General features: G+C 39.1%; 18 protein-coding genes. 2 read left to right on the top strand and 16 right to left on the bottom strand.

Going from position 1 to position 20,169, the window contains the following annotated elements:
* Positions 1–8: 8 nt before the first annotated feature.
* The 14 genes from O1A01_RS24055 to O1A01_RS24120 form a co-directional block, all read right to left on the bottom strand.
* Positions 9–1,847, bottom strand: a complete 1,839-nt coding sequence (locus O1A01_RS24055) for a DUF294 nucleotidyltransferase-like domain-containing protein (RefSeq protein ID WP_270065231.1) — start codon at positions 1,845–1,847, stop codon at positions 9–11.
* A gap of 16 nt (positions 1,848–1,863) precedes the next feature.
* On the bottom strand, positions 1,864–2,307 hold the full coding sequence (locus tag O1A01_RS24060) for a hypothetical protein (protein WP_066421207.1): 444 nt from the start codon (positions 2,305–2,307) through the stop codon (positions 1,864–1,866).
* Positions 2,308–2,426: 119 nt separating this feature from the next.
* Positions 2,427–4,082, bottom strand: a complete 1,656-nt coding sequence (locus O1A01_RS24065; protein ID WP_066421206.1) for a sodium:solute symporter family protein — start codon at positions 4,080–4,082, stop codon at positions 2,427–2,429.
* A 41-nt stretch (positions 4,083–4,123) separates the two neighbouring features.
* On the bottom strand, positions 4,124–4,429 hold the full coding sequence (locus O1A01_RS24070; protein WP_066421203.1) for a DUF4212 domain-containing protein: 306 nt from the start codon (positions 4,427–4,429) through the stop codon (positions 4,124–4,126).
* A 20-nt stretch (positions 4,430–4,449) separates the two neighbouring features.
* On the bottom strand, positions 4,450–4,632 hold the full coding sequence (locus O1A01_RS24075) for a hypothetical protein (protein WP_066421198.1): 183 nt from the start codon (positions 4,630–4,632) through the stop codon (positions 4,450–4,452).
* Between the two features lie 281 nt (positions 4,633–4,913).
* Positions 4,914–5,747, bottom strand: a complete 834-nt coding sequence (locus O1A01_RS24080) for a DUF1028 domain-containing protein (protein WP_270065232.1) — start codon at positions 5,745–5,747, stop codon at positions 4,914–4,916.
* A gap of 635 nt (positions 5,748–6,382) precedes the next feature.
* Positions 6,383–6,982, bottom strand: a complete 600-nt coding sequence (gene pcp, locus O1A01_RS24085; protein ID WP_270065233.1) for a pyroglutamyl-peptidase I — start codon at positions 6,980–6,982, stop codon at positions 6,383–6,385.
* Positions 6,983–7,011: 29 nt separating this feature from the next.
* Positions 7,012–7,542 carry a chromate transporter gene (locus tag O1A01_RS24090; RefSeq protein WP_066421216.1) on the bottom strand — a complete coding sequence of 177 codons (531 nt, stop codon included), beginning with the start codon at positions 7,540–7,542 and terminating at the stop codon, positions 7,012–7,014.
* Complete coding sequence (locus O1A01_RS24095; protein WP_066421188.1) at positions 7,542–8,102, bottom strand: chromate transporter; 561 nt, start codon at positions 8,100–8,102, stop codon at positions 7,542–7,544. The genes O1A01_RS24090 and O1A01_RS24095 overlap by 1 nt, the downstream gene beginning before the upstream one ends.
* A 280-nt stretch (positions 8,103–8,382) precedes the next feature.
* On the bottom strand, positions 8,383–9,996 hold the full coding sequence (locus O1A01_RS24100) for a gamma-glutamyltransferase family protein (RefSeq protein ID WP_270065234.1): 1,614 nt from the start codon (positions 9,994–9,996) through the stop codon (positions 8,383–8,385).
* Positions 9,997–10,128: 132 nt separating this feature from the next.
* Positions 10,129–11,811, bottom strand: a complete 1,683-nt coding sequence (locus O1A01_RS24105) for a two-component system sensor histidine kinase NtrB (protein WP_270066464.1) — start codon at positions 11,809–11,811, stop codon at positions 10,129–10,131.
* Between the two features lie 157 nt (positions 11,812–11,968).
* Positions 11,969–13,672, bottom strand: a complete 1,704-nt coding sequence (locus tag O1A01_RS24110) for a two-component system sensor histidine kinase NtrB (protein WP_270065235.1) — start codon at positions 13,670–13,672, stop codon at positions 11,969–11,971.
* 241 nt (positions 13,673–13,913) lie between these two features.
* Entirely contained in the window at positions 13,914–14,684 is a 771-nt protein-coding gene (locus O1A01_RS24115) for a stage II sporulation protein SpoIIQ (protein WP_235858330.1), read from the bottom strand.
* Between the two features lie 659 nt (positions 14,685–15,343).
* Positions 15,344–16,213, bottom strand: a complete 870-nt coding sequence (locus O1A01_RS24120) for a hypothetical protein (protein WP_270065236.1) — start codon at positions 16,211–16,213, stop codon at positions 15,344–15,346.
* A 235-nt stretch (positions 16,214–16,448) separates the two neighbouring features.
* On the opposite strand from O1A01_RS24120, the gene O1A01_RS24125 reads away from it, so the two are divergent.
* Positions 16,449–16,907 (top strand): AraC family transcriptional regulator, encoded by a 459-nt coding sequence (locus O1A01_RS24125; protein WP_270065237.1) that lies wholly within the window; start codon positions 16,449–16,451, stop codon positions 16,905–16,907.
* A 14-nt stretch (positions 16,908–16,921) separates the two neighbouring features.
* On the top strand, positions 16,922–17,356 hold the full coding sequence (locus O1A01_RS24130; RefSeq protein WP_270065238.1) for a pentapeptide repeat-containing protein: 435 nt from the start codon (positions 16,922–16,924) through the stop codon (positions 17,354–17,356).
* 47 nt (positions 17,357–17,403) lie between these two features.
* Here O1A01_RS24130 and spoIID read toward each other — a convergent pair whose 3' ends face one another.
* Both spoIID and murA read right to left on the bottom strand, forming a co-directional pair.
* Positions 17,404–18,423, bottom strand: coding sequence for a stage II sporulation protein D (gene spoIID / locus O1A01_RS24135; protein WP_270065239.1), 1,020 nt, complete (start codon positions 18,421–18,423; stop codon positions 17,404–17,406).
* Positions 18,424–18,849: 426 nt separating this feature from the next.
* Positions 18,850–20,151, bottom strand: coding sequence for a UDP-N-acetylglucosamine 1-carboxyvinyltransferase (gene murA, locus O1A01_RS24140; protein WP_066420513.1), 1,302 nt, complete (start codon positions 20,149–20,151; stop codon positions 18,850–18,852).
* Positions 20,152–20,169 lie beyond the last annotated feature (18 nt).

Consider the following 20,169-nt stretch of genomic DNA (forward strand, 5'->3'; position numbering starts at 1 on the left):
TTTACCTCCTAGTAATATGACAACATGTACGTTTGCAGCTCTTTAATTAAACGAATATTTAACATCCATTCTTCCTTTTCACGAGTTGTTAACGACCTTAACTCCAGTGTGGTTGTTAGCTCCTTCCCAGCGCTATACTCATCCACTCGTTTTTTTACATAATAGCTTAAAACAGCTTCCATGCTTGCACGTAAGTCTTTATAAAAGTTTTCTGATATGACCTTTTTTTCGTAAAGAGCTTTCAACTTTTCCGTCGGTGTTCCGTAAACGATGTTATGCATTAAGGATAGAATTTGTAAACTATGATGGAACGGAAAAAGGAGTTGTTTTTTAATATCAATTTCTTTTCTGTGCATGTTAAAAATCGCTCGAATTGGTTGTTCAAGTGTTGGAACTGGATGCTCTCGTTCATGCTGGGATAGACGGTATAAAAATATTTTTGCTCTGTCTAACCCTTGCTCAACAATCGTAATGAACCGGTCGTGAATTTGCTTGTCACCTGTTATATATCGATAAGAAAAGAAGTTTTGAGCTAGCAAGAGGCGGTCATTCGTTGCGTGCAGTACCCAATCACGTAATCGACTTTGCCACGCATCTAAAGAGCCTCGCCACTGTTCATTGCTCGCCATCATGTTACCACGACAACGTTTGTATCCTGCACTCACTAGCAATTCCACGATTTTTTCACCAAATGTAGCGAAATATTCATAATCCTCCTCGTCTTCATATACGAGAAAATGATCTTGGTCTGTTAATAAAAATTGCTCCCTCCGACCGGCGCTTCCCATACAATAAAAAACGTATGGAGATGGTGCATGTCCGATTTTCTCTTCTACTATTTTTAAACACTGCTCTAGCAGTTGGTCGTACAATCCGTTCATTACTTGTAATAACGTTGACGTTGGCACGTTTTGTTGCACTAACGTTTTTAACACTTCATATAAGTGATGCTTCATCTTTGGTAGTTGTTCTTCTTTCACATTGCTTAACAGTTCATTAACGTGGAAAAGCTGTTCTTTTTGAATAACATGGGAAAGGTGAACAATACCTACTACTTTTCCGTTATGCACGACGGGTAAATGTTTGACTCCGTGAGCAATTATAATCGTTAAAGCTTCGTACGTATAATGATGGGGGGTTATCGTGAGAAGGTTATTTGTCATAATGGAAGAAATTGGGCGCTCTGTTGATTCCCCACTTGCAAGTACGCGCTCAATAAAGTCTTGCTCGGTGACAATTCCTTTTAATTGATCTTGCTCCACTACTAGCACTGCCGTTCTCCGATTTGCACGAAGCTCTTGTACGGCTTTTTGAATTGTTACGTCTCTTGGTAAAATCAGTGGTGTTTCATCCATCACATCACCAATCGTTTGAATGATTGTACTTCTTTCCGCTCTTTTACGGTTATGCTTTACTTGGAGGGCTAGTGATTGGTACACGTCATATAAACGAAGCGACACTTCCTGGAGCATTTTTTCGCGAATAGACGGTTGTGTGATCAGCTTGTCCAAAAGTGAAAAAGGAATGTACAACGTTTCTACGTCATCTATTGCTCGTACTTCTAAAGTAGAAGGCTCCAGGTCGACTGTTGGGGACAAAAATGCGTAAAATTGGGAAAGGCCTAGGAATTCTCCTTCTTTCACCATTTCAAGCACCTCATCCTCCGTAGCTGTCAGACCTGGAATATACACTTCTGCTGTTCCTGCTATTATTAAATGAAGCCCTTTTCGTACTTCGTTAGCAGGATGAATAATTTGACCATGTTCAAATGTTTGTTGTGTACATTGAATAAATACTTTATTTTTTTCTTCATCAGATAGATGGTCCCATAAAAAATGATCGATCAACGTGTTTGACCCCTTTTTAATTGTTAGAAAGATTAATATAATGTTCTAGTAATTTATGATGAATGGAATCGATGTAACCGATATCTTGCACTCCATCCCAGAGGATAAAGGAGGCGTCATGGTAAACAAACTCATTCGCTAGTTCTGCTGTATACACTGGATAATGCCGTACTTCTCCTTTTGGCGTTTTAATCATCATCAAATTAGAAAAGGCTGTCTGCTGTACTGGTATTAAGACATTTTCGTTCCATTGGATAGTTGTTAATTCTTCGGGTAAAACAGAAGTATAAAGCAGTCGCCACGATAGTCGATTTTTATCCCATTTAAGTACAAATTTCTTTTCTTGCTTGATGACAAAAAACGCTCCCTTTAGTGGTCGATACCTCTCTAAATCTCTCTCTCTAATTTTTTTAATAGCTAACAGTTGATATCCTTCTGTATTTCGTGCCAATACCCCCATACTTCTTCACCTCCTTTCTTCAGTTTATTTTTTAGTAGGAGGGAAGTTGACATATTTTTTTAAAAAACTAAAAACGTGTAAAGAGGAACGCACTTTTTACAAGCGTCCCTCTATCCTACTTATTTGTCGATCCAAACGTCTCCATCTTTGTATGTCATCTGTTCTGGATAACGCAAGTCGACTACTTCTTCTTGTAATTTTTGTGATGGTGCTTTTGTGCTTAAACTTACGACGATAATGGCGATGATTGCGGAGGCTGCTCCGAACACCCCGGCACCTGTATCGATAATGCCAAATATAGTAAAGCCATAATATTTGGCTGCGACTAAATAGGAAATGGTTACCGTGAGCCCAACGAGCATTCCGGCAATAACACCTTGTGCATTAGCACGTTTCCACCAAACACCGAGTAGGAGTGCTGGGAAAAATGTTCCTGATGCGAGCGCGAATGCCCAAGCGACAATTTGCGTAATCGCACCTGGTGGGTTTAACGCAATAACCCCTGCTAAAACTGTTGCTGTAACGATTGTAATTCGTCCTACGAGTAAACGGTTTTGATCTGTTGCATTCGGTCTTAACACGCGATAGTAAATGTCATGAGCAAACGAGGAAGAAATGGCAATCATTAATCCACCTGCCGTTGATAATGCTGCTGCCATTGCACCTGCAGCGACTAAACCGATAATGAAAACTCCTAAATTAGCAATCTCAGGTGTTGCCATTACGACGATATCGTTTGAAATCATCAGCTCATTCCATTGGAGAATTCCATCTCCATTCGTGTCGGCAATTTTTAATTTGTCTGTTTTAATCCACGATTCTGTCCACGCTGGTAAATTGTTAATTGGTTGGTCAACAACGTTTTTCATTAAAATAAAACGAGAGAATGCTGCGTATGCTGGTGCTGTAAGGTAAAGTAATCCAATGAAAAGTAGTGCCCACGCACCCGACCAGCGAGCTGCTTTCATCGTTGAAACTGTGTAAAATCGAACGATAACGTGAGGTAATCCTGCTGTTCCGGCCATGAGCGTAAACATAAGGGCCATGAACTGCCATTTTGACCCTGTGTCAAACGGAGCGAAATATTCGGTAAACCCTAGCTGACGGTCTATTTCGCCAAGCTCTTGCACGATTGTGCCATATGATAACCAAGGAAGTGGATTATTCGTTATTTGTAAACTCATGAAAATAACTGGGATGATGTATGCTGTGATGAGGATAACGTATTGCGCAACTTGCGTCCAAGTAATCCCTTTCATCCCACCAAATGCTGCGTAGAAAGAAATTAACACGACACCAATGACTACACCGATTTTTGCATCCACTTCTAGTAGTCTTCCAATAACAACTCCTGAACCAGAAAGCTGTCCTACTGAGTAGGTGAATGAAATAATAATCGTACAAATTGCTGCGATAACACGCGCTGTGTGGCTATCAAAACGGTCACCGATAAATTCAGGAACGGTGTAACGACCGTATTTACGAAGTTGGGGAGCTAATAGAAATGTGAGTAGTAAGTATCCCCCGGTCCAACCCATTATGTAAGCAAGCCCGTCGTAGCCTAGTAGCATGACGGTACCAGCCATTCCAATGAATGAAGCTGCACTCATCCAATCGGCTCCGATCGCCATTCCATTGAAAACAGGTGGTACTCCACGCCCTGCCACGTAGAAATCGGACGTTTGTCTCGCTTTATTGTAAATCGCGATTCCGATATATAATGCAAATGTCGCTAAAATTAACCCTAGTGAAACGAGAAACTGTGTATTCTCCAACCGTACGTCCCCCTTATAATACCGTGTTTCTTTTTTCTAATTTAATGGTCTAGCGTTTTGCCTGCACTTAATACTTCATTCGCTTTTTCGTCAATTCCGTATTTCGCATCAATTTTGTCACTTACTTTTGCATTAACAAATAATAAAATGATGAAAACGAGGACCGACCCTTGTGCCCCCATAAAATAATGGAACGGGAAGTTTAATCCTGGCATCGTAAACTGAAGTGACTCTGCAAATAGGACAATTCCGTAAGAGACAGCAAACCAAATAATTAAGTAAATCGCAATGTAACGATTTTTTTCCTTGAAGTACGCATCTGCTACCGCTTTATCAATTTTTTTCATACGTGACCTCCTTTAAACTTTTACTGTAAGCTAAATATAAATTTAACTGTGTCTAAAAACGGTGCTGGTACAAGTGCAATTTCAACGATGACATAAGTAATGAGAGCTAAAACCGGTAAGGATAAAAAAGCTGGTCGTTGTTTTTTTATGGCTAAAAATATACTAACTCCAACGACGAGCAACATAAAAACTAAAATAATCATGATGGAGTGTCACCTCATTTTAAAGGAATGTAAGCGTTTTAATTTTTGCTTGTGAATCATCACCTCAACCTCTACTCGTCTTATCTGTTTTAATACAGAATTTTGAGACTATTCCAAATAATAATTTATTATGCAGTATATATATTCATACGTCAAGGGGGTCATTCTAGGACAATTCTCACTTTTTTACATTTCGCTTTTATATAACAGGAAGGAAGGGCTATCGTTTTTTACGCAAAAAAGAAGGGAGAAATTGAATCGTTTTCCCCTTCTTTTTTACGTTACCCTTGTTTTTCCATATAAATAAGGACTTCTCGATCAATGTAGCCTGGTGCTAGTTCACGACCTTCGAAATTCTCTGTATGTAAATAGGCTGTGAGTGCTTCTTGAAGTGTATTGTTTTTACTTAAATAACCTAGCCGTGCAAGGTGTGCCGTAAGCTCTTCCTCTGTTTCTCCTTCTATTTTTAAAATGTTTTCCTTCTTTGTTGGTGCAAAATATAGTTGTTGCAGTTCATAGATGCGAATAAGTTCGTCAATCGGCTGAGGATGGTCGTCCACTCGTAGGTCAATGTACCGATCATTGAAGCCACCGTATCCCCCTTTTTCTTTTACGACGAGTAGTGCGGCTGATTGTTGTCCACGACTATCTCCACCTGCAGCTTGTCCAGCGGCTAATGCTTTTAAAAGACGTTCAGCTAACGTACCGCTTGATGATTCAAACGTTTCCGCCATCGCTAGTACGGTTGCTTCACTGACGAGGATGTTACCTTGTGCCGCGTAATGCTTGCCTGTTTTTCCTCCTGCCCAGTCATAACACTTTTCGCCAGTAAACGTGGCAGCATTTCCGGTTGCGTCTATTACACCGAATTGACGGAGCTCTCGTTCTGAATCGGCTTCTTTTAGTAAGTTAACGACTTCTTGTGCCGATTTTCCTTCTGAAAGTAGTTGCAAACCGTTCGGTCCGTAGGAAGTATTCGCATAGGATTGAGTGGCAATTGCTCCTACTCCAGCTTGAGCAAATGGAACTACCGCCCCAACGCCAAGAAACTTCGATTGAACAGCAACTCCCCACTCTTTCTCTTTTTCACAATAACCGATAATGGAATATGTCATTATATGTTCCTCCTTTAGTATATGTTTGCGATTTTTTTAAAAAGTTTTTTGATTTTCTAAACAGGTTTGCGGATTTTCTTAGCTGTTTTCGCCTTTTTCTTCATAGGTTTGTTGGTTTTCTTAACAGGTTGCGATTTTTTCTTAACAGATTGGTGAATTACTTAACAGATTTGGCGTTTTTCTTAACAGGTTCGTGGATTTACTTAACAGATTTGGCGTTTTTCTTAACAGGTTCGTGGATTTACTTAACAGATTTAGCTTTTTTCTTAACAGGTTCGTGAATTTACTTAACAGATTTGGCGTTTTTCTTAACAAGTTTGTGAATTTACTTAACAGGTTGAGCATTTACTTAACAGGCTGAGCAATCTTCTTGTTCTATTGATAGAAAAATTCAGATAAATATTAGTAGCATGTATAAAACTATTAAGAACTGCCTATGACTATACCATCCTAGTTATGTTACAACCTTGGAGGGGTTTTGATGGTAGAAAAAAACGGTCTAGCACTCGGGATGATTTGGGGAACATTGTTAAGCGTACCACTTTGGATTTCTTTTTTCGGTTGGATTAAATTAATTGTACAACTAGTAACATAACGACAGCTGTCGATTAATGGCAGCTGTCGTTGTTTTTTTATTATAAAGTCGTCAAACAAATACGGATCGCCTCAGTTAAATCACGTTGTGACCAGCTCGCGCTATTTTTCAATTGAATCGCTAGCTCATGAGAAGCTGGTATGTGAATAAAGCCTGCAGGGATTGGCGTTTTTTCCTTTTCTATTTTCTGTAAAACAGCATACATTACGTTATTGCAAAGATAGGTACCCGCTGTGTTTGATATTTTCGCAGGGTACCCATGTTCTTTTAACGAGTTCACCATTGCACGGATCGGTAATGTTGAAAAGAACCCCGCTGGTCCGTCATTAGAAATAGGCTCATCCTCACATATAACACCATTGTTATCAGGCGCACCGTCCTTGCAGTTAATCGCAATCCGCTCTGGTGTTATGTGCTGGCGGCCAGCTGCCAAACCGAGTGAGACTACTGCATCTGGTTTGATTTCTTCGTAATGTTGAATGATTTCTTTTTCCGACTGTTGAAAATCAACCGGGAGTACTTTGCTTATGATTTGATACCCGTTAATTGTTTCTCCATCGAGCTTTTTAACGATTTCCTCTGTTGGATTAACTGGAAAATCAAGAAACGGGACGAACCCAGTTAGTAGTAGTTTTTTCATAGGTAGTCACTCCTTTCTTTCGTTGTTACTTATGCAAGAACTAGCGCTCCGTACACTAGCGCTCCAACTATCACGTAAGCAGGGTGTACTTTCCACTTTTCTAAAAGTAAGTAGCTAACAACGATTAAAATAATTGTTTGTAGGAGGCCAGTTCCTTCGTACGACTGTGCAAAAAATCGGTACGCCATAACGCCAAGTAATAGGGCAATTGTTGGGCGTACGTAATTTGTCATTCTTTTTACTTTTGGTGAATCTTTAAATTTATAAAGTAAGCTCATGAGGCCGATCATTAGTAGTAACGACGGGGCAACCGTTGCGAAAACAGCGATACTCGCACCAAGTACTCCGCCTACTTCATAGCCAATGTAACCTGCCATTTTCGTTGCAATTGGGCCTGGCAAAGCGTTTCCGAGAGCAAGCACTTCACTAAACTCTTGAACCGTTAACCAACCGTAACGATGAACCACTTCATTTTCAACTAATGGGATAGAAGCAGGACCACCGCCATACCCTAGTATCCCTGGAATAAAGAAGGCGAGGAATATTTCCCAATAAAGGATCATGCTGATTCGCCTCCTTTTTCCGGTTGTTTATCTTTTTTAAAAAATGCCGCAGCTAGTAGCACTCCAATTAGAATACCAGGGTGCAAACCTAACATTTCAATAAGTAGAAGACTTGCTACTACTAAAATAATTGCAGGTAGGAGGCCAAGACCTTTTTTTGAGTTCTTGAAAAAATCCCAAGTTAGCACTGCGAGCATCACCCCTACGACAGGAACAACTGCTTTTGTCATTCCTTGGATGACTGGATTATCTTTAAATTGCGTTAAGGTCGTTAAAATGACTATCATTAATAGAATGGTCGGCATAATGGATGCAAAGATCGCATTCAACATACCTAGCACTCCACCTACTCGGTAGCCGATATAACCTGCCATTTTCGTATTTATAGGTCCAGGTAACGTATTGCCAAGCGCAAGTACATCTGAAAATTCATCGTCCGTGAGCCATTTAAATCGCTCGACTACTTCCTTATGTACGAGCGGAATACTTGAAGGACCACCGCCATAGCCTAGCATTCCAGAACGAAAAAATGCGATAAAAATATGCCATTGCTTCATGCTGAAACCTACTTTCTTTTTAGATGGATCAAGATTAGTATTGATCTTCATCTAGTTTCATTTTATTTCCGTTAAACGGCGTTGGGTTGGGGTTAATCGCGGGTGGGTATTGCATTTTATTTGCGGTAATTCACTTTTATTTGCGGTAGCACGCTTTTATTTGCGACAACTACTTTTTATTTGCGATTACCCACTTTTATTTGCGTTAACACGCTTTTATTTGCGATAACCAAGCTTTATTTGCGATCCCCCACTCACCAACGCCAGTCCCCTTACTACATTAATACCCCGCTACTTCACCATCAGTTCTTGATTCCGTTCCACCTGTTAGGACGCCTGTTTCCGGGTTGCGCCAGATGATTTGACCGCGTCCGAAGCTGCCAGAGTCTAACGCGACTTCGATTTGGTGACCTTTTCGCGCTAACGCTTGTGCGAGATGGGTCGGGAAGGTTGGTTCGACCATCACTTTCTTCCCTTCCATCCATTGCCATCTAGGTGCGTCTAATGCTGCTTGTGGATTCAAATGGAAGTCAATTGTGTTCATAATTACTTGCATGTGACCTTGTGGCTGCATGTAACCGCCCATAACACCGAAAGGTCCGACTGCTTCATCACCCTTCGTTAAAAAGCCTGGAATGATTGTATGATATGTTTTCTTTCCTGGCGCTAATGCGTTTTCGTGTTCAGGATCTAATGAAAAATCGTGTCCACGGTTTTGTAAGGCAATGCCAGTTCCGGGAACGACTACTCCTGAGCCGAAGCCCATATAGTTGCTTTGGATGAAAGATACCATGTTTCCTTCGCTGTCAGCTGTAGCTAAGTAGACCGTACCACCTTTTGGCGGAGTTCCAGGCTCAGGCGTAATGGCCTCCTCTCCAATTAAAGCACGTCGCTCTGTTGCGAATTTTTTGCTTAAAAGCTCCTCTGCACTGTATTTCATTGTGCGCGGGTCAGATACGTATTTTTTTGTATCCTCAAACGCAAGCTTCATCGCTTCTATTTGTTTATGATACGTTTCTACCGTATCTCTATCAGTAAACACATCATCGTTTAAAATGTTTAATGCCATTAGGGCTGCTATTCCTTGGCCGTTCGGAGGAATTTCCCAAACGTCGTACCCTTTATAATCTACACGAATTGGGTCTACCCATTCAGGTTCATAGTTTGCTAAGTCTTCATACGAAATAAATCCGTTATGTTCCTTTGAAAAGGCTGCGATTTTTTCTGCTAATTCTCCACGGTAAAATGCTTCGCCATTCGTTTCGCCAATTGCACGTAACGTATTTGCGTGACCTTCTGATGCCCAAATTTCGCCGATTTCTGGTGGACGACCTTTTGGAGCAAACGTTTCGAACCAACCTGAAAATTCTTCTGAGGTTCCTTGCTGTTTGTATGCTCGATAAGCTCCCTTCCAGTACTTTCCTAACGTCGGTGATACTGGGTAGCCTTCTGTTGCGTACTGGATAGCTGGCTCTAATACTTCGCTTAATGGTAATTTTCCAAATCGTTTCGAAAGTGTCGCCCACGCTGCTGGTGCTCCTGGTACTGTAACAGGAATTAATCCGAGCTTTGGCATTTTTTCTGTGTACCCTCGTTCCTTCACCGCATCGATGGAAAGAGAGGCAGGGGCTGGACCGCTTGCATTTAATCCGTGCAATTCCCCTTTTGTCCAGACAAGCGCAAACGCATCTCCGCCAATCCCATTAGATGTTGGTTCCACTACTGTTAAACAGGCTGCTGTTGCAATGGCTGCATCAATGGCATTTCCACCTTTTTTTAAAATATGTAATCCTGCTTGTGCAGCTAAAGGTTGTGATGTTGCGACCATACCATTTTTCGCGAACACTGTATTTCGCTGCGATGGATATGGATGGTATAAATAATCTTGTTTCATTTTTCCCAATCCCCCTAATATTTCGATTTTCGAAATTATCTATTATTATACTTACTTTCTCTACTATTTTAAAGCAATTTATCATTTTTAGGGTAGGCAAATAAAAAAGAACCCTAACAATAATGGGTTCACTTAAGATGGTAGTGGTAATGTTATTAAGATCGTTGTTCCTTTTTCTGACGTATCGTACACTTCAATTGTACCACCATGGTTATCTACAATTCGTTGCACAATTGTTAAGCCAAGACCTGTACCGGTTTCTTTTGAAGTGAAAAATGGATTAAAAACTAACTTTTTCGTTTCATCAGGCATCCCTATACCGGTGTCTTTTATAAATAGTTGATATTCTTTTTCCTTCTTTACTGAATAAACCGAAAGTTCCCCCGTACCGCCCATCGCTTCCATGCTGTTTCTTGCTAAATTGTATAGTACTTGTTTCATTTGTTTTGGGTCGAGGAAAAGCTTCGTATCGTCTAGGTTAATAGTAACTTTTAAACGACTATTATTGTTAAACAATTTTGGGATTTCGTTAATGATGTCAATAATGGACATTTTTATTAAATGTTGTGTAGTTGGTCTTGCAATGAGTAGCATATCATCCACGATGGAGTTAATTCGGTCTAACTCTTTTAGTAATAGTGCCAACTGATATTTTTCATTTTGTTCTTTAGTAAAGCTTTGTTTCATTAATTTTATAAATCCAGAAATGACTGTCAGCGGATTGCGAATTTCATGGGCCGCTCCTGCACTCATTTCTCCTAACAGTGCGAGTTTTTCTGTTTGTTGAATTTTTCTTTGCATCTCTTCAATTTCTGTTATATCGATGAAATGTATAATTCTCCCGATAAGCTGTTCGTTTTTATTTTTCAATTCAGATTGGGAAAATAAAAGAACTTGACTTTTGTATAGAACTTTTTGGTTTTTGCAAAATTCTCTAGAGCGAATTATTTTCCAAAATTGTTCATCTGATCTTAGCTGACCAATAACTTCCTTCTCATTAATCTTCAATACTTCCTTCGCTGTTACGTTTAGGAAAAATTCATTTACCGTATCATCTGACGTAATGATCCCTACTGGTAAAGAATTTAATATTTGTTCACGATATGTTTTATCCTTTTTCACTTGTTCAAACATTTTATAATAATTTTTAAAGGCAATTGACACGATTACAACTATAATAGTAAAAACGGCTAAGCCAAAAATAGGAAAAGGATCTATTAATATTAATAAAATAATAGATAATATTAGTGTCGCAAAATAGTGTGTCACCGATCCGTCACTTAGATTTTTAACCATAGTAGTTACTTTTACTGAGTTGGCAATAGCAAAATAAGATGCTATAACGGCAATATTTACAACGAAATAAATAGCCGTTGAAACGATATAAGCGTGCGCATACTCTAGTGATAATGCGCCAATTTCTCCACCGAGGGTTTTATAAATATAATAAGCAATCGTATATAAACTAACATAGAGACTAAAGTTAAATAAATGCTTCCACCACTCCGTCCCTTTATGAGTAAAGTAATTTGGCACAATACTTAGCAATAATATGAAAAGTGTCGTTTCAAGTCCATAGAAAAAAAGGGTGGATAAATAGATGGTAGCATCTAAACACAATGAGTTATCACGGGGAGGAATGTAAATTAAATAAATATTTAATAGGGCAACAGCAAAAATTGATAATAGGATAATACTCCAATGAGGCACAACAATATTAAATGAAAAATGCGTAATAAATAGAGCAAGTCCTATCATTATAATGCTTGCTATATATAAATTACTCGGTTTTTTAAAAAGGGCTTGAATTCCCATCACTATCACACTCTATCCACGAAAGTCCTTATCATTTTACTACTACTCTCATTTTAATTTATTTGTTTTGATTTTACAATATTTAACTTTGTTTGACAGCATTCGAGTTTTTTCGACTTTTTTGGAAGAAAAAAGGAACCTCTCTGTCAAAGAGGTTCTAATCCTGTAAAGGTAACGTAATTAAGAAAGTTGTCCCATTTTCTGATGTCTCAAAAACTTCTATTTTTCCGTGATGGTCGTCTATTATTCTTTGTACAATCGTTAAGCCGAGCCCTGTACCAGTTTCTTTGGAGGTGAAAAACGGATTGAATACCGTTTTTACTGTCGCTTCGTCCATTCCTGTTCCACTATCTTTAATATATATTTCATATGTTTGTTCCTTTTTTACTGAATAAATGGAAAGTCTCCCGAGCCCATCCATCGCTTCCACACTGTTTCGTATTAAATTGTACAAAACTTGCTTCATCTGTTTCGGATCAACTAGTAGTTTCGTATCATCCAACTGAATCGCAACGTGCATAGAATCGTTAAGTAATAGGTTTTTGGGCAGTTCATTTAATATTTCTTTAATCGACATGCGCATAAGTTGTGGAGATGCTGGTCGTGCAACCGTGAGCATATCTTCTACTATCGTATTAATCCGCTCTAGCTCTTTAAGCAATAAAGGCAGTTGATACTTTTCGTTATTTTCTTTCGTAAAGCTTTGTTTCATTAACGTTAAAAATCCTGAAATAACGGTTAATGGGTTCCGAATTTCGTGCGCCGCTCCTGCACTCATTTCTCCTAATAGTGCAAGTTTCTCTGTTTGGTTTATTTTTCTTTGCATTTCCTCTATTTCTGTCATATCAATAAAATGGATAATCCTACCGATAAGTTGTTCTTTCTTATTTTTTAATTCGGATTGTGACAATAGAAATAATCGATCGTTATGTTTTACATTTTTATTATGGCACAAGTCTCTAGAATAGATTACTTTCCAAAATTCCTGATCTTTATATAAATGAGGCTTTACGTCCTTTTCCTCTATTTGTAGAAGCTCTTTTGCTGTTGAATTTAGAAAGAATTCATTTAACGTATCGTCGGATGTGATAATTCCGACTGGTAACGAATCTAAAATTTGTTCTCGATACGTTTTATCTTTTTTTGCTTGTTCATACATTTTAAAATAGTTTTTAAATGCAATCGATACTAGTACGTTTATAATCATGAAAATTAGTAGGCCGAAGATTGGGTGCGTTCCCATTAGAATAAGTAAAATATAGGATAAAATCAGCGTTGCTAAATAGTGAAAAAAAGAATCTTCCGCAATGCTTTTTGCAATAGAAAACATATTGGTATCGTTTGCCATAGCAAAATAAGAAGTAACAATAAAAATGTTCACGATATAATAAACTGCTGTAGAAATGATATAAGCATGTGCATAATTTAAGCCGAATAATCCTATTTCTCCACCGGTATAAATAAAGGCATAATACGCACCATTTATTATCCAGTTGTACATACCAAAATTTACTATATGTTTCCACCATTCGGTTCCGTCTGTAATCCAATTGGTACTATGTTGAACAATGTAGTAGAGAATCGTACTTATTAATAAAATTTGTAATGTAATTTCAATTCCATATAAATACATTACGCTTAAATACACAGTCGTATCCAAACATAATCTATTATCTTTTGGTGGTAAATAAATCATAAAAATATTTAATAAAATTATCGTAATTACAAGTAACCCCAATTGAAACCCGTTCGTTAACGGCATAGAAAAAGAAAAGTGCATTAAAAATAGAAGCACTCCGATGATTATTATGAAGGTTGCAAATAGATTGTGGGATTTTCTTAAAGATGATAGATTCCCCATATAAGACCACACTCATTTTTTTAATATTGTTAGACAAACCTACTATTAGTTTAGTTTATACGTAAAAAATATACAATAGATTCAAAAATACACAAATTAGTACATTAATTCATACAAAACAAAAAATCTTTCCTAAGAAAGCTCTTAGAAAAGATTTTTGCTTGGTCGACATTCTCCATAAAATACTTTATGTTGTTAATGTCACATCGGTTATTTATAGTATTACCCGATTAATTATTTTTTATTCATCAGAATTTGAAGATTCTTGTGGCTCGTCTTGCTCTTCTTCTTCATCTTCAGCAGGAGTGTCTTCTTCCTCGTCTGCTGGCGCATCTTCTTCCTCATCCACTGGAGGAGCTGTTACTTGAGTACTCTCCTCTTCTAATAAGGCAGTTAATGGCTTATTGAAGAAATCAATTGGATTTACAGCAATGCTATCTTTACGAATTTCAAAATGAACATGAGTGTATTCGTTGTTCATTACGCTTGTTCCAGCTTGTGCAATGGATTCACCTTGCTTAACGGAATCGCCTACTTCTACAAATAGTTCATTTAAAGATTGGTAGAACGTTTTTACGTTATCGCCATGATCAATTTCCACTACAAATCCTAGTAATGGATCTGATTCTGCACGAGTTACTGTACCGCTTAATGCAGCGACTACTTCAAATGTTTCTCCATCTTTTAATGCGATGTCAATTCCTGTGCTTGGACGATAAATTCCATTATAGGATACGAAAGATTTTTCTTGCTCATCTTCCGGTCTTGTAGGATCCCAGAAATGTTTTTCAATAACAGTAGAGTCAACATCCACTACTGGAAATAAGAAGTTTTCTACTGGACTAGTAACTTCTACTGCTGGTTGATCTCCTTGTGAAATATCCCCTTGACCGTTCGTATCATTTCCTAAATCTGGTTCAGTTGAATTTGCTGCTTGGAACATTAGTACTGCCGTTAAAATTATTGCTGCACTTGCTAAATAGATTGCTGGGAATACCCAACGCTTTTTCATAACCTTTTGCCACTTCGAATTTAGAGAAGTCCGTTTCTTTTCTTCCTCTCTCATTTATCATCACCTCAGCAATCATTCTGAACAGAATCCGAGAATAATATACATATCTATCAAAAAAATTTTTTAAATAGTTAATATTCGTTACTTTTTATGGAATTATTCATAGATTTAGGAGGTTTTTTATTTTTTTCGTATTAGATTTGTTTGTAGGGGTTGTCCGTTGCAGTTATCCGCGGAGCCTGAGTTCTAGTCTTTCATCCGTTTCCTGTACGCTTAAAACTCACTTAAACTTATATTTTCATATTAATGTTGCTAGCTGGTAGATTTTTTTAGTCATTTAATGCACTATACGATGTACCTGTTGAGTTATTGAAGTACTTGGAAGATTTATTGATGCACTCCTCGAATTTTTTGATGCACTTGGAAAATTTATTGACGCTCTTCTCGCGTTTTTTGACGCACTTGGAAGATTTATTGACGCTCTTCTCGCATTTTTTGACGCACTTAGAAATTTTATTGACGCTCTTCTCGCATTTTTTGACGCACTTGGAAGATTTATTGACGCACTTGCCAATTCGGAACTACCTTTGGGACCAATCAAAATTTCGGACAAAGACCGCTTCTTTTTTGTGCCAACCGTGACGTTTTTTCCAGCCTAACTAACTCGGTTTTACGCCAGCTGCGACTCTTTTTCGGCCAACCGGATTCACTTTCACGCCTACTGCATCGCTTTTTCGGCCAACCGAACTCGCTTTTACGCCAGCTGTGACTCTATTTCGGCCAACCGGATTCACTTTCACGCCAACTGCATTGCTTTTTCGGCCAACTGAATTCACTTTCGCGCCAACTGCATCGCTTTTTCGGCCAACCGAACTGACTTTCACGCCAACTGCCACACTTTTTCGGCCAACTGAACTGACTTTCACGCCAACCGACACACTTTTTCGGCCAACCGAACTCGCTTTTACGCCAACTGCCACACTTTTTCGGCCAACTGAACTGACTTTCACGCCAACTGCCACACTTTTTCGGCCAACCGAACTGACTTTCACGCCTACTGCGCCCCATATTCGGCCAACCGAACTCGCTTTTACGCCAACTGCATCGCTTTTTCGGCCAACCGGATTCACTTTCACGCCAACTGCATTGCTTTTTCGGCCAACTGAATTCACTTTCGCGCCAACTGCATCGCTTTTTCGGCCAACCGAACTGACTTTCACGCCAACTGCCACACTTTTTCGGCCAACTGAACTGACTTTCACGCCAACCGACACACTTTTTCGGCCAACCGAACTCGCTTTTACGCCAGCTGTGACTCTATTTCGGCCAACCGGATTCACTTTCACGCCAACTGCATTGCTTTTTCGGCCAACTGAATTCACTTTCGCGCCAACTGCATCGCTTTTTCGGCCAACCGAACTGACTTTCACGCCTACTGCCACACTTTTTCGGCCAGCCGAACTCTCTTTCACGCCAACCACAATGCTTTTTCGGCCAACCGAACCGACTTTCACGCCTACTGAATTCAATAATTGACGCTCTTCCCGCTTTTATTAACGCAACTCCCCCGCCTATTCACTCCGTACTAGTAGTATCAATAAACAAATAAACCCCTCCTACTGTTTTCGTTAACAAGTAAGAGAGATTTGTGTTGTTATTTTATTATGAAAGTTCTAAATTGTTACAAAAATAATTCATAATCCATTTACAACAAGAACGTTTGTTTGTATAATGGAGCTGTCGGAAATAGAAAGGGGTTTTTGTATGTCAGTAAAAGTCGTGGAACATAATGAATTAAAATTAGTCGGAATTCCGTGTGTAAGTTTGAAGGAGATGCCGAGCAAGTATCAAAATGCAAAAGAATCTTTATTATCCGCTTCCAAACATTTGCCCAATATTGTTAGTCCTACTATTCATTACGGTATTTGGCCACAAGGTGCATCACAAAAAAATCCGGACACTCATGTATATATCCTCTGTGTAGAAGTATCCTCTTTTGATGGAATACCTGAATGGTACTTCCGAACAACGTTAGCGCCTCAACAATGTGTTGCAGCCGTAGATAATAGTGATAATCCGTTCAATGCCGCGGGAGAGAAAATGCAGGCTTTCCTGGAGGATAAAGATTATTCTTTTTCAGCTGATGGCCGTAAATATACAATCTGCGAAAAATACGAATATGACGGTGAAGGGTATTCTAGGTATTCTTTACCTATTATATAGAGGGGTGTTAAGGGATGGAAAAAATAAAAATTCAAAATGAAGCGAAACAACTGGAGGCAAAGCAAGCAAACATTGGAGGTTCTTCTTTCTTTGAAGTTTTTGCAGAAGGTATGAACATTACTTGCGCTACACTTGAAGGAACTACTTTTCATGATGTGAATTTAAGCAAGGTGACGATTACGGATGCAAACTTAAGTGATTTAGAAATTAATGGCGCCCAATTAGGTGGGGCATACATTCATCACATCGGCTTACCTCCAGAGGGCCATGAAAACTTTGTTCCAGGAGCAAAACAACGACCGTTAACGTTTGAACATTGTGAACTCGAAGGAAGCCGTATTTCTAACTGTAACCTTACAAATGTTGAAATTAATGACTGTGAGCTTACTGGATTAAAAATTAATGGAATATTAGTAGAAGACTTATTAGCATCCTATAAAAGGTTATAATCGCAAAAATGGTGATCCTCGTATTTTGCGAAGATCACCATTTATTCTTATTGTTTTGCCGTTAGTTTCGTTACAAATTGTTCTGCGCTTGCTATTTCAACACCACGGTAATAATGCGTAACGATTTGGTCATGAGTACGACCTTCTTTCGCCATTCCGTTAGCGCCGTACTGGCTCATTCCAACTCCGTGACCATAGCCTTTTGTTTGGATGACAATTTGATCGCCCTTACGCTCCCATGCAAAGTCACTAGAGCGGAGTTTTAACGCTTCACGAACTTCCCTGCCGGATAGCTCTTTGCCGTTAATCTGGACCGTTTTCACCCTGTTACCAGTTGTCCTTGACACGATATTACCGACAGAGCCGTCATTTGCTAGCTTTACACCGAGGAGTTTTTCAAATTGTTCTACCGTTACAACCGTTTGATCTAAAAACTCTTTTGATTCTGTATCCCAAGGACTTTCTACACTACGTAAGTATGGATATTTGTTGGACCAATATTCTTCCGAGTTTTCTGTAAAACCATTGCTTGTTGAAAAAAAGCTCGCATCGATCGGTTCATTTTCATATGTTAATATTTGGCCAGCAGTTGCTTGAACAGCCTTTTGGATTTTTTCCATTTTCCATTCATAGTCTCCTGGGTCCCATTGTTCTTTTAATTGTGCTGGACTTTTGTATACTTGATGTTGAACGGTATCAGAGACGATTGCACCTGCTGGAACACCTTTCGGGTCATTTATGAGCATCTGTCTCACTACATACGTTCTTGCCGTCAATGCCTGTGCTTTTAATGCCTCCAGCTCGAAATCTGCTGGCATTTCTGACGCTACCACACCTACAATATATTCCTCTAGCGGAATTTCCTCGATGTTTCCAGCTTGGCTTCGATATACTGGAACGTCAACAGGCGAGCTTAAATCAATCGGTTCCATGTCTTTCGTTTGTACATTTTCGGTTAGCTTTCCGCCTTCCTTGTCTGCAAACGGTACGACTACTAGAGCTGGAATTAGTAGGATCATAACAAAAAGGATAGATGAGAGTACGATAATTGGTTTTATGTTTTTCATAAATGTGTCGAGCCTCCGTTTGAAATGAAATACTTGTATATTCCATTCTTATGGGCTTGGACAAGCAATTATGACAAGATTTGTCTCACAAAAAGAAATGACAACTTTTTTTTATTTTTGTTACATAATTGTCATGATTATGTAAAACAATAGAAGGTATGAGCGAAAATTATCAGAAATAAACTAGAGGAAAGCATATAAGCGGAGGCAGCTCGCTTAGGTCCAATCAAACTGGAGCTTTTTCGCAGGAGATAAAGGAATCACGGCGAGCGATCTTCGAGGCGATGATGACTTATCGTACGGAGGAAAAGTGAAGTTTGAGCCGTGCCTAGCCGCCGGAGCTAGTACCGCATATAAAATGGTTGGCCCGATAAAAAAAACAAAGGTCCAGACTCTATTAAAAGAATCTGAACCTGTGTGTCTATTTTATGCTTCTTTTACTTCTACTTCTGAAACAGCTGGTGCGCTTTCTAACGTAATACGTTCTACGTCTGCACCAAGGCTTGCTAATTTTTGATGGAAGTTTACGTAACCACGGTCTAAATGTTTTAGTTCCGTTACACGTGTATAACCATCCGCAATTAATCCAGCTAAAATTAATGCAGCTCCTGCACGTAGGTCAGTTGCGGCAACTTCAGCACCTTGAAGAGTAGAAGGTCCATCGATAATTACCGAGCGGCCATCTATTTTTATATTGCCGTTCATGCGTCTAAATTCTTCTACATGCATGAAGCGGTTTTCGAAAACTGTTTCTGTAATCATACTTGTGCCATCAGCAGCAAGTAATAATGCCATCATTTGCGATTGCATATCCGTCGGAAATCCTGGATGTGGCATCGTTTTAATGTCTACAGGCTTTAAACGCTCTGGACCGATAATACGTAATCCAGTTTCTTCTTCTTGAATTGTTACGCCCATTTCTTGCATTTTTGAAACTAGAGATGATAAATGTTCTGGTACTGCACCTTGTACTAGTACGTTACCGCCAGTAATGGCAGCTGCTACCATAAACGTCCCAGCTTCAATTCGATCTGGAATAATATGATGAGTTGTACCGTGAAGTTCTTTTACACCTTCAATACGAATTGTGCCAGTTCCTGCACCACGAACTTTCGCTCCCATTCCGTTTAGGAAGTTTGCTAAGTCCACAATTTCAGGTTCTTTCGCTACATTATCAATAATTGTTGTACCTTCAGCTAATGTAGCTGCCATCATAATGTTTTCTGTTGCTCCTACACTTGGGAAGTCTAAATAGATTTTTGCACCTTTTAATCTTCCTTCGACTTCTGCATCAATAAAACCATTACCAACTTTTACTTTTGCTCCCATTGCTTCGAAACCTTTTAAGTGTTGGTCAATAGGCCTGGAACCGATTGCACATCCTCCTGGTAGGGCAATTTTCGCTCGACCTTCACGAGCTAATAAAGACCCCATCACTAATACGGATGCTCTCATTTTTCTAACGTATTCAAACGGTGCTTCCATCATAAGCTCTCTTGAAGCATCAACCGTAATACGATTGTTCGAAAAGCTTACATCAGCATTTAAATAACGTAATACTTCGTTGATCGTATAAACGTCAGAAAGCTCTGGAACGTCCAAAATTTCACATTTACCTTTACTTGCTAATAATGTTGCAGCGATAACAGGCAGTACTGCATTTTTTGCACCTTCTACCTTCACAGTACCCGTAAGCCTTTTTCCGCCACGGACGATGATTTTATCCAAGGTCTTCCCCTCCGCGTC

Origin of the sequence: Sutcliffiella sp. NC1 (assembly GCF_027594365.1) — a bacterium.
Lineage (GTDB): Bacteria > Bacillota > Bacilli > Bacillales > Bacillaceae_I > Sutcliffiella > Sutcliffiella cohnii.

Bases quoted from the DNA above. Each gene is read 5' to 3' on its own strand.
- O1A01_RS24060 (WP_066421207.1), bottom strand. From the start codon at position 2,307: ATGGGGGTATTGGCACGAAATACAGAAGGATATCAACTGTTAGCTATT.
- O1A01_RS24080 (WP_270065232.1), bottom strand. From the start codon at position 5,747: ATGACATATTCCATTATCGGTTATTGTGAAAAAGAGAAAGAGTGGGGA.
- O1A01_RS24110 (WP_270065235.1), bottom strand. From the start codon at position 13,672: ATGGGGAATCTATCATCTTTAAGAAAATCCCACAATCTATTTGCAACC.
- O1A01_RS24075 (WP_066421198.1), bottom strand. From the start codon at position 4,632: ATGATTATTTTAGTTTTTATGTTGCTCGTCGTTGGAGTTAGTATATTT.
- O1A01_RS24105 (WP_270066464.1), bottom strand. From the start codon at position 11,811: ATGGGAATTCAAGCCCTTTTTAAAAAACCGAGTAATTTATATATAGCA.
- O1A01_RS24100 (WP_270065234.1), bottom strand. From the start codon at position 9,996: ATGAAACAAGATTATTTATACCATCCATATCCATCGCAGCGAAATACA.
- O1A01_RS24070 (WP_066421203.1), bottom strand. From the start codon at position 4,429: ATGAAAAAAATTGATAAAGCGGTAGCAGATGCGTACTTCAAGGAAAAA.
- O1A01_RS24125 (WP_270065237.1), top strand. From the start codon at position 16,449: ATGTCAGTAAAAGTCGTGGAACATAATGAATTAAAATTAGTCGGAATT.
- pcp (WP_270065233.1), bottom strand. From the start codon at position 6,982: ATGAAAAAACTACTACTAACTGGGTTCGTCCCGTTTCTTGATTTTCCA.
- O1A01_RS24115 (WP_235858330.1), bottom strand. From the start codon at position 14,684: ATGAAAAAGCGTTGGGTATTCCCAGCAATCTATTTAGCAAGTGCAGCA.
- O1A01_RS24130 (WP_270065238.1), top strand. From the start codon at position 16,922: ATGGAAAAAATAAAAATTCAAAATGAAGCGAAACAACTGGAGGCAAAG.
- O1A01_RS24095 (WP_066421188.1), bottom strand. From the start codon at position 8,102: ATGAAGCAATGGCATATTTTTATCGCATTTTTTCGTTCTGGAATGCTA.
- spoIID (WP_270065239.1), bottom strand. From the start codon at position 18,423: ATGAAAAACATAAAACCAATTATCGTACTCTCATCTATCCTTTTTGTT.